The organism is Embleya sp. NPDC025285, from assembly GCF_055558835.1.
In genome coordinates this window covers 1-14,948 of the sequence record NZ_JBVHLU010000164.1, presented here as the reverse complement: position 1 = coordinate 14,948, position 14,948 = coordinate 1, and the positions used below count along the sequence as shown (strand labels likewise).

Genomic DNA, 14,948 nt, shown 5'->3' with positions numbered 1-14,948 from the left:
TCTCTCCCTACCGGGACACGTTTTCCGCCCCCCCCTTGGGCCTTCCTTCCCCCCCCCCCCCCCCCCCCCCCCCGCGGCGTGTCCTACAGGCCGAGGTCGCCCTCGAAGGCGCCTTCCTCCAGGCGGGTCTTCACCGTCTGCAGGAAGCGGGCCGCGTCCGCGCCGTCCACCAGACGGTGGTCGTAGGACAGGGCCAGGTACACCATCGAGCGGACCGCGATGACCTCGCCGAGCGTCGGGTCGTTGACCACGACCGGGCGCTTGACGACCGCGCCCGTGCCGAGCATCGCGACCTGCGGCTGCGGGAAGATCGGCGTGTCGAACAGCGCGCCGCGCGAACCGGTGTTGGTCAGCGTGAACGTACCGCCGGCCAGCTCGTCCGGGCTCACCTTGTTGGTGCGGGTGCGCTCGGCCAGGTCGGAGATCTTGCGCGAGAGGCCCGCGATGTTCAGGTCACCCGCGTTGTGGATGACCGGGACCATCAGGCCGCGGTCGGTGTCCACCGCGATCACCAGGTGCTCGGCGTCGTGGTAGGTGACCGTGCCCGCGTTCAGGTCCATCGACGCGTTCAGGACCGGGTGGACCTTGAGCGCCTCGACGGCCGCCTTGGCGAAGAACGGCATGAACGACAGCTTGACGCCCTCACGCGCCGCGAAGTCGTTCTTGGCCCGGTCGCGCAGGCGGGCGATGTTGGTGACGTCCACCTCCACGACCGTGGTGAGCTGGGCCGAGGTCTGCAGCGACTCGACCATGCGCTTGGCGATCACCGTGCGCATGCGCGAGAGCTTCTCGGTCCGACCGCGCAGCGGCGACGGCTCGATCGCAGCCGGGGCCTTGGCGGCGGGCGCGGCCGAGGCGGCGGCCGGAGCCGATGCCGCGGCGGCGGCCTGGGCCGCCTGCTGCTTGCGGGCCGTCTCCAGGACGTCCTGCTTGCGGATCCGACCACCGATGCCGGTGCCCGCGATCGAGCCCAGGTCCACGTTGTGCTCGGCGGCCAGCTTGCGCACCAGCGGCGTGACGTACGCGCCGTCGGCCTCGGCGGGCGGGGTGAGCTGCGCGGCCGGAGCCGGTGCGGCGGCGGCCGGAGCCGGAGCGGGCGCCGGAGCCGGCTTGGGCGCGGGCGCCTGGGCCGGAGCGGCGGGCGCCGGAGCGGGAGCCGGTGCGGCGGCGGCCGGAGCCGGAGCCTGCTGGGCCGGAGCCTGCTGGGCCGGTGCGGGCGCCGCCGGAGCGGGCGCCGCGGCCGGCGCGGAACCGGGCGCGCCGATGACGGCCAGCTCGGCGCCGACCTCCACCGTCTCGTCCTCGGCGACGCTGATCTTCAGCAGCACGCCGCCGATCGGCGCGGGGATCTCGGTGTCGACCTTGTCGGTCGAGACCTCCAGGAGCGGCTCGTCGGCCTCGACCGTGTCACCCTCCTGCTTGAGCCAGCGGGTGATGGTGCCCTCCTGCACGCTCTCGCCGAGCGCGGGCAGCAGCACCGGAGTGCCCTGCACGTCGCCGGCGGGTGCGGCCGGAGCCGCGGCCGGGGCGGGCTCCTGCGCGGCGGGCGCGGCCTCGGAGGGCGCGGCCGGAGCCGCCTCCTCCTGCGCCGGCGCGGCGGCCGAAGCCGCCTCCTCCTGCGCCGGCGCGGCGGCCGGAGCCGGCGCCGCGGCACCGGTGCCGTCGTCGATCACGGCCAGCTCGGCGCCGACGTCGACCGTGTCGTCTTCCTGGGCCTTGATGGACACCAGAATGCCGGCGGCGGGGGAGGGGATCTCGGTGTCGACCTTGTCGGTCGAGACCTCGAGCAGGGGCTCGTCCAGCTCGACGCGCTCACCCTCCTGCTTGAGCCAGCGGGTGATGGTGCCCTCCTGCACGCTCTCGCCGAGCGCGGGCAGTGTTACGGAGACCGGCATGGGTCAATGACTCCTTCTCAACGCTTCAAGGCGTGTGTCTTGGATGACGGGGCGCGATTGCGGGCGCGTCGTCAGTCGTGGACGTGCAGGGGCTTGCCCGCCAACGCGAGGTGGGCCTCGCCAAGCGCCTCGGACTGCGTCGGGTGCGGGTGGATGAGCTGGGCGACCTCGGCCGGCAGGGCCTCCCAGTTGTAGATCAGCTGGGCTTCCGAGGTCAGTTCGCCCATGCGGGCGCCGACCATGTGGATGCCGACGACCGGGCCGTCCTTGACCGAGACGACCTTGACCTGGCCGGTCGTCTTGAGGATCTGGCTCTTGCCGTTGCCGCCGAGGCTGTAGCTGATCGTGGCGAGCTTGTCCGAGCCGTAGCGCTCGACCGCCTGCGCCTCGGTGAGGCCGACCGAGGCCACCTCCGGGTCGCAGTAGGTCACGCGCGGCACGCCCGCGTAGTCGATCGGCACCGGGTTCAGTCCGGCGATCCGCTCGGCGACCAGAATGCCCTCGCCGAAACCGACGTGGGCGAGCTGAAGGGTGGGGATGAGGTCGCCCACGGCGGAGATGGTCGGCACGTTGGTGGCGCAGTACTCGTCCACCAGGACGTAACCGCGATCCATCGCGACGCCGGCCTCCTCGTAGCCCAGGCCCGCCGAGACCGGGCCGCGACCGACGGCGACGAGCAGCAGCTCGGCCTCGATCTGCTTGCCGTTCTCCAGCGAGACCCGCACGCCCGCGTCGGTGTACTCGACACCGGCGAAGCGCGCGCCGAGCTCGAACTTGATGCCGCGACGGCGGAAGGCGCGCTCCAGGAGCTTGCTGCTCGCCTCGTCCTCCAGCGCCACCAGGTGCGGCAGCGCCTCGACGATGGTCACGTCCACACCGAAGGACTTCCAGGCGCTGGCGAACTCGACGCCGATCACACCGCCGCCCAGCACCACCGCGGACTGCGGGACCCGGTCGAGCACGAGCGCGTGGTCGCTGTTGATCACGCGGTTGCCGTCGATCTCCAGGCCCGGCAGCGACTTGGGCACCGAGCCGGTCGCGAGTACCACGTGTCGACCCTCGTAGCGCTGCCCGTTCACCTCGACCGCGGTCGGCGACACGAGCTTGCCTGCGCCCTCGACGACGGTGATGTTGCGGCTCTTGATCAGTCCGGTCAGGCCCTTGAACAGGCGCGAGATGACGCCGTCCTTGTAAGCGTGCACGGCTGCGATGTCGATGCCGTCGAACGTCGACTTGACGCCGAACTGCTCGCTCTCACGAGTCTGGTCCGCGACCTCGCCCGCGTGCAGCAGGGCCTTGGTCGGGATGCAGCCGTTGTGCAGACACGTGCCGCCGAGCTTGCCCTTTTCGATGAGGACGACCCGCATACCGAGTTCGGCCGCGCGAAGGGCGCACGCATAGCCGCCGCTCCCGCCTCCGAGAATGACTACATCGAAAACGGCTCCGGCGTCGTTCGCCACGTCACGTCCTCCTGTGATTGCGATGCCCACCCGCGCGGGACGCGGCGGGGAGCACCCCCTTCTTGTGGAAGGTCTCAAGTGCCGGTACAACATCCTCCCACTTGTCGGGAGCGGCCGAGCACTCCGCCCCGGTGTTGCCTGTCCCACAAGGGCGGGGCGGAAATGGCGGACCGGGGGCACAACGTGTCGTCGTGACTCGTTGTTCCGACACGAACGCGACCGCCGACCCCGGACGGACGCGGATGACATGCGCGTACGACAGGAAGGAAATCCCCGTGGGGTTGTTCCGACGCAAACGCGGTGCCGGCGCGGACGCGCCCGACCGCAGGCAGGCCGCTGCCGCGGCCGCGCACCTGAGCGAGTTCGCGCGCAGCCGCAAGGGAGTCGAGGCGTACATCGAGCCGGTGACCACCCTGAGCGGAACGACGGTGGTGTTCATCGCCGACACCGGGGAGTGGACCCGACGCCGGGTCGTCGACCCCGGCGCCGCGCGCACGCTCGCGCGCAAGCTCGGCATCCCGGTCTACGAGGCGGCGCTGGTGGGCTACCCGAAGCGGATGCGCGAGTGGACCCGCCGGCAGTCCGGCGAGGGATCCTGAGCGATCCGGGTCCACCCGGATCGGGTTCGGCCGGGGCGCCTGCGTGCCCCGGCCGAACCGGTCGAACCGGGATCGAGTCGGATCGAGTCGGATCGAACCCACCGGACCGCACCGGTCCCGGTGAGCGCGGAATCAGATCCGGTTGTCCGCGACGTCCTGCGCGACCTGGAGCAGCGAGCGCACCGCGACACCGGTGCCGCCCTTGGGCCGGTAGCCGGCGGCCTCGCCCTCGTGGAACGCGGGGCCCGCGATGTCCAGGTGCGCCCAACTGACGCCCTCGGCCACGAACTCCTGGAGGAAGAGACCGGCCACCAGGCCGCCACCCATCCGCGAGCCCATGTTCTTGATGTCGGCGATCGGCGAGTCCATCGACTTGCGCAGCTCGGTCGGCAGCGGCATCGGCCAGGCCGGCTCGCCCGCGCGCGTCGCGGCGTCGTGCACGGCGCCGCGGAACGTGTCGTCGTTCGACATGATCCCGTACATGTCGTTGCCCAGCGCGACCATCATCGCGCCGGTCAGCGTCGCCACGTCGATCAGCATCTGCGGCGACTCCTCGCACGCGCGCGTGATCGCGTCGGCGAGCACCAGCCGGCCCTCGGCGTCGGTGTTGAGCACCTCGACCGTGCGACCGCCGTACATGCGCAGCACGTCGCCGGGACGGGTCGCGGTGCCGGAAGGCATGTTCTCGGCCAGCGCGAGCCAGCCGGTCACGTTGACCTCCAGGCCCAGCCGCGCCACCGCCGCGACCGCGCCCAGTACGGCCGCCGCGCCGCCCATGTCCATCTTCATCGTCTCGTTGGCGCCGGCCGGCTTGAGCGAGATGCCGCCCGAGTCGTAGGTGATGCCCTTGCCCACCAGCGCGATGGTGCGCTTGGCCTTGGGGTGCGTGTAGCCCAGGCGGACCAGGCGCGGCTTGCTCGCCGAGCCCTGGCCCACGCCCAGGATGCCGCCGAAGCCGCCCTTGGCGAGCGCCTTGTCGTCGAGCACCTCGACCTTGAAGCCGGCGTTCTTGCCGGTGTCCACCGCGATCGCGGCGAAGTCCTTCGGGTTGAGGTCGTTCGGCGGGGTGTTCACCAGGTCACGGGCCTGGTTGACGCTCTGCGCGGTGATCGCGGCGCGCTCGACGGCGGCCTTGGCGGCCTTGTCCCGGCCCTTGATGCCGAGCAGCACGACGTCCTTGACCGCGTCCTTGCGGCCCTCGCGGGACTTCTCCCGGTAGGTCTCGAACGAGTAGGCGCCGAGCAGCACGCCCTCCCCGAACGCACCGATCGCCTCCGCACCGGCGAGCGGCAGGGCGACGCCCGCCTTCTTGACACCGGCGAGCGCCCGGGCGACGTTGCCGCCGGCGCGGCGCAGCGTGTCGTGGGTGAAGCCGTCGGCGGGCTGCTCGCCCAAACCGACCACGAGCACCAGTGGGGCCTTGGCCGCGCCGAAGGTCGGCACGCGGTGTAGTTCGCCCTCGGCGCCGGTGGCGTCGAGCGCGGACAGGGTGTCGGTGAGCCGGCCGTCGAACGCCGCGGCGACGCTTTCGGCGCCCGCGGCGAGGACGGCACCGTCCTCACCCTTGACGGTGCCGATCACGAGCACGTCGGCGCGCAGGGAAAGGGCCGCGGTGGAGCCGATACTCAGTGTGGTCACGAGGATCCTGTCTCTCATCTCTCGGGGGTGCTGAGTGCCCGCACGATCGGTGGGGCACCGACGCGGCGATCCTTGCTCGGGATGCCTCGTCGAGCGGTGACGAGCCGTATGGAAGATACGTTCGCCTTCAGCATTTCACGCCTTCCCGGCAAACATCTCAGCCAGTGGACACGACCACCAGGACGACGCACCCGCACACCTCCACGACGGCGCCCAGGACATCGCCGGTGATCCCGCCGAATCGGCGGGTGGTGTGCCGCAACAGCAGTGCGCAGGCGGCGAGTCCGGCGGCCGCGGCGCCGAACGCGCGCAGCGCTTCGATCGGGCCCTGCAGCACGCCGTACAACCCGGCCGCGCCGAGCAGGACCAGCGACCACACGACGAGCACCCCGCGCCCGACCGTGCCCGCGACCATCGCGCCGAGCCCCTCCGGCCGCGCGGACGGTACGCCGGGGCCGCACGCGATGGACAGCGCCACGCGGCCGGTCACCGCGGCCAGCACCAGAGCGGCCGCGGCCGGCCCGGGGCCGTCGTGCTGGAGGCGGACCAGCGCGCCGGTCTCGACGAGCACCAGGAACAGCAGGCTCAGCACCCCGAAGGGGCCGATGTCGGACGCCTTCATGATCCGCAGCGCGTCCGGCGCGGGCTTGGCCGAGCCGAGACCGTCGGCGGTGTCGGCCAAGCCGTCCAGATGCAGGCCGCGGGTGAGCAGCGCCAGGGTGCCGACCGCGAGCGCCGCCGCGGTGAGCGCGCCGGTGCCCGCCCGTTCGGCCAGCGCGAGCACCCCGGCGGCGAGGCCGCCCAGGACCAGGCCGACCAGCGGCGCGCACGCCATCGCGCGGCCCGCCACCGGGCGATCCACCCGCTCCACCCGGACCGGGATCACCGACAACATGCCGAACGCCAGGCGCAGTCCGGCCGAGGTGGTGCCCGGGCTCACGGGGTGGGGTGCACCCGGGCCACCAGGTCGACCGCCGCGCGCAGCACCGGCAGCGCGAGCAGCGCGCCGACCGCCTCGCCGCCGCGCACCCGGTAGTCCAGCACCGGTTCCAGCGCGAGCCGGTCCAGCGCCTTGACGTGGCCCGGCTCCGGCGTGACGTGGCCGGCCAGCCACCAGTCCGGGGAGCGGTACGAGATCCGCTGGGCGACCAGCGCGGACGCGGCGGTGGCCACGTCGTCCAGCAGCACCGGGGTGCGCCGGATCGAGCACTGGAGCAGGAATCCGGTCATCGCCGCGAAGTCGGCCCCGCCGGACACGCCGAGCAGCCGCATCGGGTCGCCCAGCACCGGCCGCGCCCGACGCAGCGCGTCGCGGATCGTGGCGCACTTGCGGATCCAGGTCGCGTCGTCGATGCCGGAGCCGCGACCGATCACGGCCGCGGCGTCCATGCCGGTCAGCGCGCCGATCAGGACCGCCGCCGGGGTGGACGCGGCGGCGCCCAACGAGCCGAGCAGCAGCAGGTCGGCGCCCGAGTCGATCTCCGTGTCGGCGGTGGCCATGCCGACCGCGAACGCGCGCTCGACCTCGCCGGGGGCGAGTGCGTCGGCGGTGTCCACCGGCGCGGACGCGCGGCGGATCCGATCCCGCGAGACCTGCTCGGGGAACGCGTCGGGCTCGGCGTCGACGGCGATGTCGACGATCTTGATCGGCGCGTCCAGACCGGCCGCGAACGTGGCCGCGGTCGAGGTGCCCGCCAGCGTGGCCCGGACCTGGCGCGCGGTCCAGCCGGGGCGGCGGACCGACACGTCGTGGGCGGCGACGCCGTGGTCGGCGGCGAAGAGCACGACCCGGGGGGCGCCGATCGGCGCGGTGGTCTTGCCGCCTCGGACCGAGGCGAACCAGATCGCGAGGTCTTCGAGTCGGCCGTAGGCGTTCGGCGCGCCCGCGACGGCGAGGAGGTGTTCGCGCACGCGGGCGCGGGCGTCGTCGTCGGGGCGCTCCACCCGGGCGGCCAGGGAGTCGAGGTCGATGCTCACCAGGTCAGGGTAGTTGTGCGGGCCCGGGCCCGTGGCGCGGGCGGCCCGGTTGCCTCGACCGGTCAGGACGCCGCGTGCTTCGCGCGGCGCGGGAGGCTGCGCAGAGTGAGGACCTGGCCGGCCACGACGAGCAGGACCTCGTCGGATTCGCCGGCGACGACGGCGTTGAGTCGGCCCAGTTCGTCCCGGAAGCGGCGTCCGGCGGGGGTCGGTGGGACCACGCCGCTGCCGACCTCGTTGCTGACGCCGACCACCGGGACGCGGCACGCGCGCCACGCGGCGGCCAGCGCGCCGACCTCGGCGCGTACCGCCTCGCGCGCGCCCGCCGCCCATCGGGCGTCGTCCCACGCGTCGTGCGCGTCCATCACCGCGGTCAACCACAGCGACAGGCAGTCCACCAGGAGCGGCTGCCGGGCCTGGGCGAGCAGCCGGGTCAGCTCGACCGTCTCGGCGGTGCGCCAGCTGTCCGGGCGTCGTTCGCGGTGCAGGGCGACCCGTTCGGCCCATTCGGCGTCACCCTCTCGGGTGCCGCCGGTGGCCACGTAGAGCACGTCCGGGCAGGCCGCCAGGCGCCGTTCGGCCTCGGCCGACTTGCCCGAGCGGGCGCCGCCCAGGACCAGCGTGCGATGCGGGCGCGGGGTGGGCGAGGGGTCCGCGCCGACCCGGACGAGACCGCCGTCCGGCACCGCGCGAGCCCCCCACGCGGCGAGCCGGCGGTGCAACTCCTCGCCGGGTGGCGACTCGTGCGACAGGTGCACCGCGAGCACGTCGGTGTCCTCGGTGACCGCGCCGTCGCGGCGCAGCGTGGCCAGCCGCTCCGGCCACGAGACCACGTCCAGGAGCACCACGTCGTAGTGCCCGCCCTCGCGCGTCCAGGCCCGGGTGGCCTCCGCCTCGGGCGGCAGCGTCGAGGGCGGCGCGTACAGCAGTCGCGTCCCGTCCGCGCCGGTCACCTCGTACGCGACCCGCCCGGGGGTGCCGCCGGGAAGTACGCGTATTCGGTGCTCGTCCAGCTCGAAGGCGTCCCCCTCGGCCACCTGCCGCCAGTGCGGTCCGCCCGCCGACGGCGCGGGCAGCCAGGGCGGCGGCCCGGACGGCGCGGCCACCTCGGCCAGCCCGGCGGCGGGCAACCAGGCCAGTGGCGCGGACTCGGCCGGCCCGCTCAACAGCAGGCGGCGCACCCCGGTGAGCGGGTGTCCGGCGCGGGCGGCCGCGTGCGCGGGCTCGGGGCCGCAGTCCAGCAGCAGCGTGCCGTCCAGCAGCACGCACGCCGGTCCGCGCACCACGGGACCGGTGCACCCCAGACACGAGGCACAGGTGCAGAACGGCTGGGGCCAGCCCTTGGGACCGGCCGTGCCGAGCAGCGTCAGCTCCATGGGTGTCGTCGTGCTCCTGGCTATGAGGTGGTCGGGCTTGATCTACTGTGCAGGTCTTTTGACGGTCCGAGATCCCGAGGTGAGGAGCCCGACATGTCGTGGGTGTGGCGGTATGAGGACGCGGACGGTGCCCCGGTCGAGGGACCGCAGGCGGAGGACTTCACCAACCAGTCGGACGCGGAGAGCTGGCTCGGCGAGACCTGGAAGGACCTGCTCGAGGCGGGCATCGAACAGGTGAGCCTGCTCGAGGACGACGCCGTCGTGTACGAGCACATGAGCCTGCGCGCCGCCGAGGGCTGAGCAGGCGCGCTCGAACGGATCGGGGGCGCGGCCGACGCCGCGCCCCCGATCGTCTCGAGCGGGTGCTACGGACGCGTCGCCGGGCTCACGGTGAGCGCCGGGTCGCGGCTGACCACCGGGTCCAGGATCACGTCGATCTTGGTCAGCAGACCCTCGTCCAGCGTGACGCCGGCCGCCTTGACGTTCTCGTGCACCTGCTCCGGCCGGGACGCGCCGATGATCGCGGCGGACACGTTCGGGTTCTGCAGCACCCACGCGACGGCGAGCTGGGCGAGCGACAGGCCCGCCTCGTCGGCCAGCGGGCGCAGCTGCTGCACCCGGGTGAGCACGTCGTCGGTGAGCATCCGGGAGACGAAGTCCTGGCCGCCCTTGTCGTCGGTGGCGCGCGACCCGGCCGGCGGCGGCTGCCCGGGCAGGTACTTGCCGGTGAGCACGCCCTGGGCGATCGGCGACCAGACGATCTGCCCGAGCCCGAGCTCCTCGGAGGTCGGCACCACCTCGGCCTCGATCACCCGCCACAACATCGAGTACTGCGGCTGGTTCGAGATCAGCGGCACGCGCAGCTCACGGGCGAGTTCGGCACCCGCGCGGATCTGCTCGGCGTTCCACTCGGAGACGCCGATGTACAGCGCCTTGCCGGCCCGGACCACGTCCGCGAAGGCCAGCATCGTCTCTTCCAGCGGCGTCTCGTGGTCGAACCGGTGCGCCTGGTACAGGTCGACGTAGTCGATGCCCAGCCGGGACAGCGAACCGTCGATCGACTCCAGGATGTGCTTGCGCGACAGACCCCGGTCGTTGCGACCGGGGCCGGTGGGCCAGTAGACCTTGGTGAAGATCTCCAGGCCCTCGCGGCGCTCACCCTTGAGCGCGCGACCCAGCACCGATTCCGCACGCGTCTCCGCGTACACGTCGGCGGTGTCGAACGTGGTGATCCCGCAGTCGAGCGCGGCCCGCACACACGCGAGCGCGGCGTCCTCTTCCACCTGGGAGCCGTGGGTGAGCCAGTTGCCGTACGCGATCTCGCTGATGACGAGGCCGCTGCGGCCGAGGTGTCGGAAGTCCATGCGAACACCCTATGTCGGACACCGACGCGACGATCGGCCGCACCACCGCCCCCACCGGCCACAGGTGTCCGGGGCGCTTCCTAGCGCACCGTCTTCTCGCCGACCAGGTGCAGGACCGGCGCGATCAGCCGGTACGGGTCGCGCCGGGACGCGTCCTCCTCGCAGGCCAGCAGGTTCGTCCACGCCTTCTGGCCGCGCGGCGGCTCGGCGTCGTCGGGCTGGAGGCCGCTGAAGACGCCCACGCCGTACCAGTCGAGCACCGGCGCGCCCAGATCCGCGAGCACCGTACACAGGCCCTCGACGGTGTCCGCGCGCAACGTACCGCCGGCGGGGTTGGGGTACGTGGTCGCGGACAGGCCCTTGAGCGTCGCCGTCCACTGGGCCGCGGCGCCCGCGCGCATCGCCAGCGAGCCGGCGTTGCGCGAGGTGATCGAGATCAGACCGCCCTGGGTCATCATCCGGGCCAGCGCGGCGAGCATGCCGTCCGGCTCGGGCTGCGCCTCCAGCACGTCGTGGCACAGCGCCAGGTCGAAGCTGCCCGGCGGGAAGTGCCGGCCGGCCTCGGCGCCGTCGCCCTCCACCAGCCGGATCCGCCCCTGCACGTCGGCCGACTCCTGGGCCAGGTCCTCGTGCAGTCGGGTGAGCACATCGGTGTCGGTGTTCACCGAGGTGACGATGTGTCCGGCGCGGGCGAGCAGTATGCCGGGCGACGCGGGCCCGCAGCCGACGTCGAGCACCCGCAGGGGGCCCCGGTCGCGCAGCCGTGTCATGTGCTCGGCCAGTTGGCGGGCCACCAATTCGCGACGCACCTGCGTGTGCAGGTCGCCGGTCAGCCCGGTGATCGTGGTCATGCCACCTTCTCGCCTCGTTTGACCTGCGGCTTGGGCAGCCGCAGCCGACGGAGCTGGAGAGAGCGCATCAGCGCGTAGGGCGTGAGGCCCTTGAGGTTCTCCTTGGGGAACTTCGCCCGCAGCGCCTTCTTCATGCCCAGGTTGACTCGGATGGAGTCGAGGATGATCAGCAGGATCACCGCGATCCACAGGAACAGCGAGAAGTTCTTCACCGCCAGGCTGGGCAGAATGCTCAGGATCAGGATGATCACGGCCGAGGGCAGGAAGAACTCGCCGACCGTGTAGCGCGCGTCGACGTAGTCACGGGCGAACCGGCGCAGCGGTCCGCGGTCCCGGGCCGGCAGCGCCCGCTCGTCGCCGGTCAGCAGCGCCTGGCGCTGGGCCTCGCGCTCCTCGCGCATCCGCATCCGAGCCTGCTTGCGGGCCTGCTTGGGGTCCTTGGCGACGGACACCTTGGTCTTGCGGTTGGCCTGGGCGTCGCTGCGCTTGGGCGTGGGCCGGCCCTTGGGCGCCTGGGGGTCACGGACGGCCTGCGAACCCTGGGAACGCTCCAGGGACTGCTCGGCGGTCTCGGGCTCTGCGTGGGAACGTCGTCGGAACACCCTCAAAGCCTACGTGTTCGAGGTCGCGGACATTTCAAGGCTCCCCGGATCCGGTGCGAGGGGGATGCGGAACTCTCGCGGGCGGGAACACGTCAAGTGAGGCAAAGCCCTGCTGCCACAAGGTCGCTTGGGCATTTAGGCTTCAGGGAGCAGCACGGGTTGCCTACGAAGGGGGCACGCGAGGCCCATGAGCGGTGTAATGAAGCGAATGGCGATGATCTTCCGCGCGAAGGCCAACAAGGCCCTCGACAAGGCCGAGGATCCACGCGAGATGCTCGACTACTCGTACCAGAAACAACTTGAGCTGTTGCAGAAGGTACGTCGGGGCGTGGCCGATGTGGCGACCTCCCGCAAGCGGCTCGAATTGCAGATGACCGGTCTGCAGCAGCAGTCGGGCAAGCTCGAGGACCAGGGCCGCAAGGCGCTGGCGCTCGGTCGCGAGGATCTGGCCCGCGAGGCGCTCATGCGCCGCTCGGGTGTGCAGCAGCAGATCTCGGACCTCGGTACCCAACACCAGAACCTCCAAGCGGAGGAGGAGAAGCTCGTCCTGGCCTCGCAGCGACTGCAGGCCAAGGTGGACGCGTTCCGTACCCGCAAGGAGACGATCAAGGCGACCTACACGGCCGCCGAGGCCCAGGCGCGGATCGGTGGCGCGGTCGCCGGCATCTCCGAGGAGATGGGCGACGTCGGGCTCGCGATCCAGCGGGCCGAGGACAAGACCGCGCAGATGCAGGCCCGGGCGGGTGCGATCGACGAGCTGCTCGCCTCGGGCGCGCTCGACGACCCGACCGGGATGGCGAAGGACGACATCACCGCGGAGCTGGAGCGTTTGTCCAGCACGTCGGACGTGGAACTGGAGCTGGAGCGGATGAAGGCCGAGCTCTCCGGTGGCACCCCGCCGCCGGCGATCGGCCCCGGACAGCCCCGGCCGCGTTTCGACAAGCAGGGAGACGGCACATGATCGTTCGGATCGTGGGTGAGGGCCAGCTCGATGTCGCGGCGGAGCACCTGGATGTGCTCAATCGCTTCGACGACGAGCTTCAGGCCGCGATCGACGGCGGCGACGACGCCGCCTTCCGCGCGGCGCTGACGGCGCTCCTGTCCAAGGTCCGAGAGGTCGGCACCGCGGTGCCGGATGACGAGATCGTGCCCTCGGACCTGCTGTTGCCGGCCGAGGACGCCCATGTGGACGAGGTCAGGAAGATGCTGAGCGCGGACGGTCTGATCCCGGGCTGACGCGACTACCGCTCCTCCGTGCTGCGTGTGGGCGGTGTGCCCCGGGGACTCCCGGAGCACACCGCCCGCTCACGTGTTACGGCAGTGCCAGCATGCGGTCGAGCGCGACCTTCGCGAACTTCTCGGTCTCCGCGTCCACCCGGATCCGGTTGACCACGTTGCCCTCGACCAGCGACTCCAGGGTCCACACCAGGTGGGGCAGGTCGATCCGGTTCATCGTCGAGCAGAAGCACACCGTCTTGTCCAGGAAGACGACCTGCTTGTCGGGATGCGCCGCGGCCACCCGGCGGACCAGGTTGAGCTCGGTCCCGATCGCCCACGCCGAACCCGGCTCGGCCGCGTCCAGCGTGTTGATGATGTATTCGGTCGAGCCGACGTAGTCGGCCGCGGTCACCACCTCGTGCCGGCACTCCGGGTGCACGAGCACGTTGACCCCGGGGATTCGGGCCCGTACGTCCTCGACCGAGCTCACGTCGAACCGTCCGTGCACCGAGCAGTGCCCGCGCCACAGGATCATCTTGGCCGCACGCAACTGCTCGCGGGTCAGGCCGCCGTTCGGCTTGTGCGGGTTGTAGAGCACGCAGTCATCGAGGCCCAGCCCCAGCTCCAGCACCGCGGTGTTGCGACCCAGGTGCTGGTCGGGCAGGAACAGCACCTTCTCGCCCTGTTCGAAGGCCCAGTCCAGGGCGCGCCGGGCGTTGGAGGACGTGCATATCGTGCCGCCGTTGCGGCCGGTGAACGCCTTGATGTCGGCCGACGAGTTCATGTACGAGACCGGCACGGTCACATCCGCGATGCCCGCGTCGGCGAGCACGTCCCAGCACTCCTCGACCTGCTCCGACGTGGCCATGTCGGCCATCGAGCAGCCCGCGGCCAGGTCCGGCAGGATCACCTGCTGCTCGTCGGAGGTGAGGATGTCCGCGCTCTCGGCCATGAAGTGCACACCGCAGAAGACGATGTACGGCGCGTCCGGACGGGCCGCCGCCTCACGCGCGAGCTTGAACGAGTCGCCGGTCACGTCGGCGAACTCGATCACCTCGTCGCGCTGGTAGTGGTGGCCCAGGATGAAGACCCGGTCGCCGAGCCGCTCCTTGGCCGCGCGGGCCCTGGCCACCAGGTTCGGGTCGGACGGCGACGGCAGGTCGCCGGGACACTCGACGCCCCGTTCGCTGCGCGGGTCGGCGGCGCGCCCGAGCATGAGCAGCGCGAGCGGCGTCGGCTGCACCCCCGGCGGCAGGTCCAGATCGTGTGTCGCGGTCACGGCGCGCACCTCTTCTCGTCTACTTGACACTAATAATCCTATCCTGTTCATGTCAGGTTGACGAGAGTGGGGGTGTGCGACCATGAGTAAAACGCGAGGGCCCGAAGCATGATGTGGGAATAGGGCCGAGCCACCATCGGTTGCCGACGGTGGAAGTGGCGTACGAATGTCGAACCACCACGTGGGAGCTTGCAGATGACTGTCCAGGACGAGACCACCAAGACCGGTGGCATCCTCCTCAGCGATGAGGCGGCGGCCAAGGTCAAGACTCTGCTGGAGCAAGAGGGTCGCGACGATCTCGCGCTGCGCGTGGCCGTCCAGCCCGGCGGTTGTTCCGGCATGCGGTACCAGCTGTTCTTCGACGAGCGCTCGCTCGACGGCGACGTGGTGGCCGACTTCGGCGGCGTCTCGGTCGTCACCGATCGGATGAGCTCGCCGTACCTGAGCGGCGCGACCATCGATTTCGTCGACACGATCGAGAAGCAGGGCTTCACGATCGACAACCCGAACGCGGCCGGCTCCTGCGCGTGCGGCGACTCGTTCCACTGACGTCTCGCGACTGATCGGTCGCGACGCACCCCGCTCGACGACGACGCCGGGGGGGGGGGGGGGGGGGGGGGGGGGGGGGGGGGGGGGGGGGGGGGGGGGGGGGGGGGGGGGGGGGGGGGGGGGGGGGGGGGGGGGGGGGG

Annotated in this window: 15 protein-coding genes; 5 read left to right on the top strand and 10 right to left on the bottom strand. The window is 72.0% G+C overall.

Going from position 1 to position 14,948, the window contains the following annotated elements:
- Nucleotides 1-83: 83 nt before the first annotated feature.
- Together sucB and lpdA are read right to left on the bottom strand one after the other, a co-directional pair.
- Nucleotides 84-1,895 carry a 2-oxoglutarate dehydrogenase, E2 component, dihydrolipoamide succinyltransferase gene (gene sucB, locus ACZ4FV_RS49220; RefSeq protein ID WP_465327808.1) on the bottom strand — a complete coding sequence of 604 codons (1,812 nt, stop codon included), beginning with the start codon at nt 1,893-1,895 and terminating at the stop codon, nt 84-86.
- A 71-nt stretch (nt 1,896-1,966) separates the two neighbouring features.
- Nucleotides 1,967-3,355: a dihydrolipoyl dehydrogenase gene (gene lpdA, locus ACZ4FV_RS49215; protein WP_395862267.1), complete on the bottom strand. Its 1,389-nt coding sequence runs from the start codon at nt 3,353-3,355 to the stop codon at nt 1,967-1,969.
- Between the two features lie 275 nt (nt 3,356-3,630).
- Between lpdA and ACZ4FV_RS49210 the strand changes: the two genes are divergently transcribed.
- On the top strand, nt 3,631-3,954 hold the full coding sequence (locus ACZ4FV_RS49210; RefSeq protein ID WP_395862269.1) for a hypothetical protein: 324 nt from the start codon (nt 3,631-3,633) through the stop codon (nt 3,952-3,954).
- A gap of 132 nt (nt 3,955-4,086) precedes the next feature.
- Here ACZ4FV_RS49210 and ACZ4FV_RS49205 read toward each other — a convergent pair whose 3' ends face one another.
- The 4 genes from ACZ4FV_RS49205 to ACZ4FV_RS49190 form a co-directional block, all read right to left on the bottom strand.
- A complete protein-coding gene (locus tag ACZ4FV_RS49205) occupies nt 4,087-5,592 on the bottom strand; it encodes a leucyl aminopeptidase (RefSeq protein WP_395862271.1) in 1,506 nt (501 codons plus the stop codon).
- A 157-nt stretch (nt 5,593-5,749) separates the two neighbouring features.
- Nucleotides 5,750-6,532, bottom strand: a complete 783-nt coding sequence (locus ACZ4FV_RS49200; protein WP_395862273.1) for an adenosylcobinamide-GDP ribazoletransferase — start codon at nt 6,530-6,532, stop codon at nt 5,750-5,752.
- A complete protein-coding gene (locus tag ACZ4FV_RS49195) occupies nt 6,529-7,569 on the bottom strand; it encodes a nicotinate-nucleotide--dimethylbenzimidazole phosphoribosyltransferase (protein WP_402231827.1) in 1,041 nt (346 codons plus the stop codon). The genes ACZ4FV_RS49200 and ACZ4FV_RS49195 overlap by 4 nt, the downstream gene beginning before the upstream one ends.
- A gap of 62 nt (nt 7,570-7,631) precedes the next feature.
- A complete protein-coding gene (locus tag ACZ4FV_RS49190) occupies nt 7,632-8,945 on the bottom strand; it encodes a bifunctional adenosylcobinamide kinase/adenosylcobinamide-phosphate guanylyltransferase (RefSeq protein WP_465327805.1) in 1,314 nt (437 codons plus the stop codon).
- Between the two features lie 93 nt (nt 8,946-9,038).
- Here ACZ4FV_RS49190 and ACZ4FV_RS49185 point away from each other — a divergent pair, with 93 nt between their 5' ends.
- Nucleotides 9,039-9,245 carry a hypothetical protein gene (locus tag ACZ4FV_RS49185; protein WP_395862278.1) on the top strand — a complete coding sequence of 69 codons (207 nt, stop codon included), beginning with the start codon at nt 9,039-9,041 and terminating at the stop codon, nt 9,243-9,245.
- A gap of 65 nt (nt 9,246-9,310) precedes the next feature.
- On the opposite strand, the gene ACZ4FV_RS49180 is transcribed toward ACZ4FV_RS49185, so the two are convergent.
- The 3 genes from ACZ4FV_RS49180 to ACZ4FV_RS49170 all read right to left on the bottom strand — a co-directional run bounded on the left by ACZ4FV_RS49180 (nt 9,311) and on the right by ACZ4FV_RS49170 (nt 11,762).
- The gene (locus tag ACZ4FV_RS49180; RefSeq protein WP_402231822.1) at nt 9,311-10,309 is read right to left on the bottom strand and encodes an aldo/keto reductase family protein; all 999 of its coding nucleotides are present in this window, start codon (nt 10,307-10,309) and stop codon (nt 9,311-9,313) included.
- 80 nt (nt 10,310-10,389) lie between these two features.
- Nucleotides 10,390-11,160, bottom strand: coding sequence for a class I SAM-dependent methyltransferase (locus ACZ4FV_RS49175; RefSeq protein ID WP_395862282.1), 771 nt, complete (start codon nt 11,158-11,160; stop codon nt 10,390-10,392).
- Nucleotides 11,157-11,762: a DUF3043 domain-containing protein gene (locus tag ACZ4FV_RS49170; RefSeq protein ID WP_395862284.1), complete on the bottom strand. Its 606-nt coding sequence runs from the start codon at nt 11,760-11,762 to the stop codon at nt 11,157-11,159. Before ACZ4FV_RS49170 ends, ACZ4FV_RS49175 begins: the two co-directional genes overlap by 4 nt.
- 187 nt (nt 11,763-11,949) lie before the next feature.
- Between ACZ4FV_RS49170 and ACZ4FV_RS49165 the strand changes: the two genes are divergently transcribed.
- On the top strand, nt 11,950-12,723 hold the full coding sequence (locus ACZ4FV_RS49165) for a PspA/IM30 family protein (protein ID WP_079026675.1): 774 nt from the start codon (nt 11,950-11,952) through the stop codon (nt 12,721-12,723).
- Entirely contained in the window at nt 12,720-12,998 is a 279-nt protein-coding gene (gene pspAA / locus ACZ4FV_RS49160) for a PspA-associated protein PspAA (RefSeq protein WP_395862286.1), read from the top strand. Before ACZ4FV_RS49165 ends, pspAA begins: the two co-directional genes overlap by 4 nt.
- A 76-nt stretch (nt 12,999-13,074) precedes the next feature.
- Here pspAA and nadA read toward each other — a convergent pair whose 3' ends face one another.
- Entirely contained in the window at nt 13,075-14,310 is a 1,236-nt protein-coding gene (gene nadA / locus ACZ4FV_RS49155) for a quinolinate synthase NadA (protein WP_395862288.1), read from the bottom strand.
- Nucleotides 14,311-14,454: 144 nt separating this feature from the next.
- On the opposite strand from nadA, the gene ACZ4FV_RS49150 reads away from it, so the two are divergent.
- On the top strand, nt 14,455-14,808 hold the full coding sequence (locus ACZ4FV_RS49150) for a HesB/IscA family protein (protein WP_395862290.1): 354 nt from the start codon (nt 14,455-14,457) through the stop codon (nt 14,806-14,808).
- Nucleotides 14,809-14,948: the final 140 nt, after the last annotated feature.

Excerpts from the sequence above, each read along its gene's own strand:
- sucB (WP_465327808.1), bottom strand. The coding sequence starts at position 1,895 with ATGCCGGTCTCCGTAACACTGCCCGCGCTCGGCGAGAGCGTGCAGGAG.
- ACZ4FV_RS49190 (WP_465327805.1), bottom strand. The coding sequence starts at position 8,945 with ATGGAGCTGACGCTGCTCGGCACGGCCGGTCCCAAGGGCTGGCCCCAG.
- ACZ4FV_RS49185 (WP_395862278.1), top strand. The coding sequence starts at position 9,039 with ATGTCGTGGGTGTGGCGGTATGAGGACGCGGACGGTGCCCCGGTCGAG.
- ACZ4FV_RS49180 (WP_402231822.1), bottom strand. The coding sequence starts at position 10,309 with ATGGACTTCCGACACCTCGGCCGCAGCGGCCTCGTCATCAGCGAGATC.
- ACZ4FV_RS49175 (WP_395862282.1), bottom strand. The coding sequence starts at position 11,160 with ATGACCACGATCACCGGGCTGACCGGCGACCTGCACACGCAGGTGCGT.
- ACZ4FV_RS49165 (WP_079026675.1), top strand. The coding sequence starts at position 11,950 with ATGAGCGGTGTAATGAAGCGAATGGCGATGATCTTCCGCGCGAAGGCC.
- pspAA (WP_395862286.1), top strand. The coding sequence starts at position 12,720 with ATGATCGTTCGGATCGTGGGTGAGGGCCAGCTCGATGTCGCGGCGGAG.
- nadA (WP_395862288.1), bottom strand. The coding sequence starts at position 14,310 with ATGAACAGGATAGGATTATTAGTGTCAAGTAGACGAGAAGAGGTGCGC.
- ACZ4FV_RS49150 (WP_395862290.1), top strand. The coding sequence starts at position 14,455 with ATGACTGTCCAGGACGAGACCACCAAGACCGGTGGCATCCTCCTCAGC.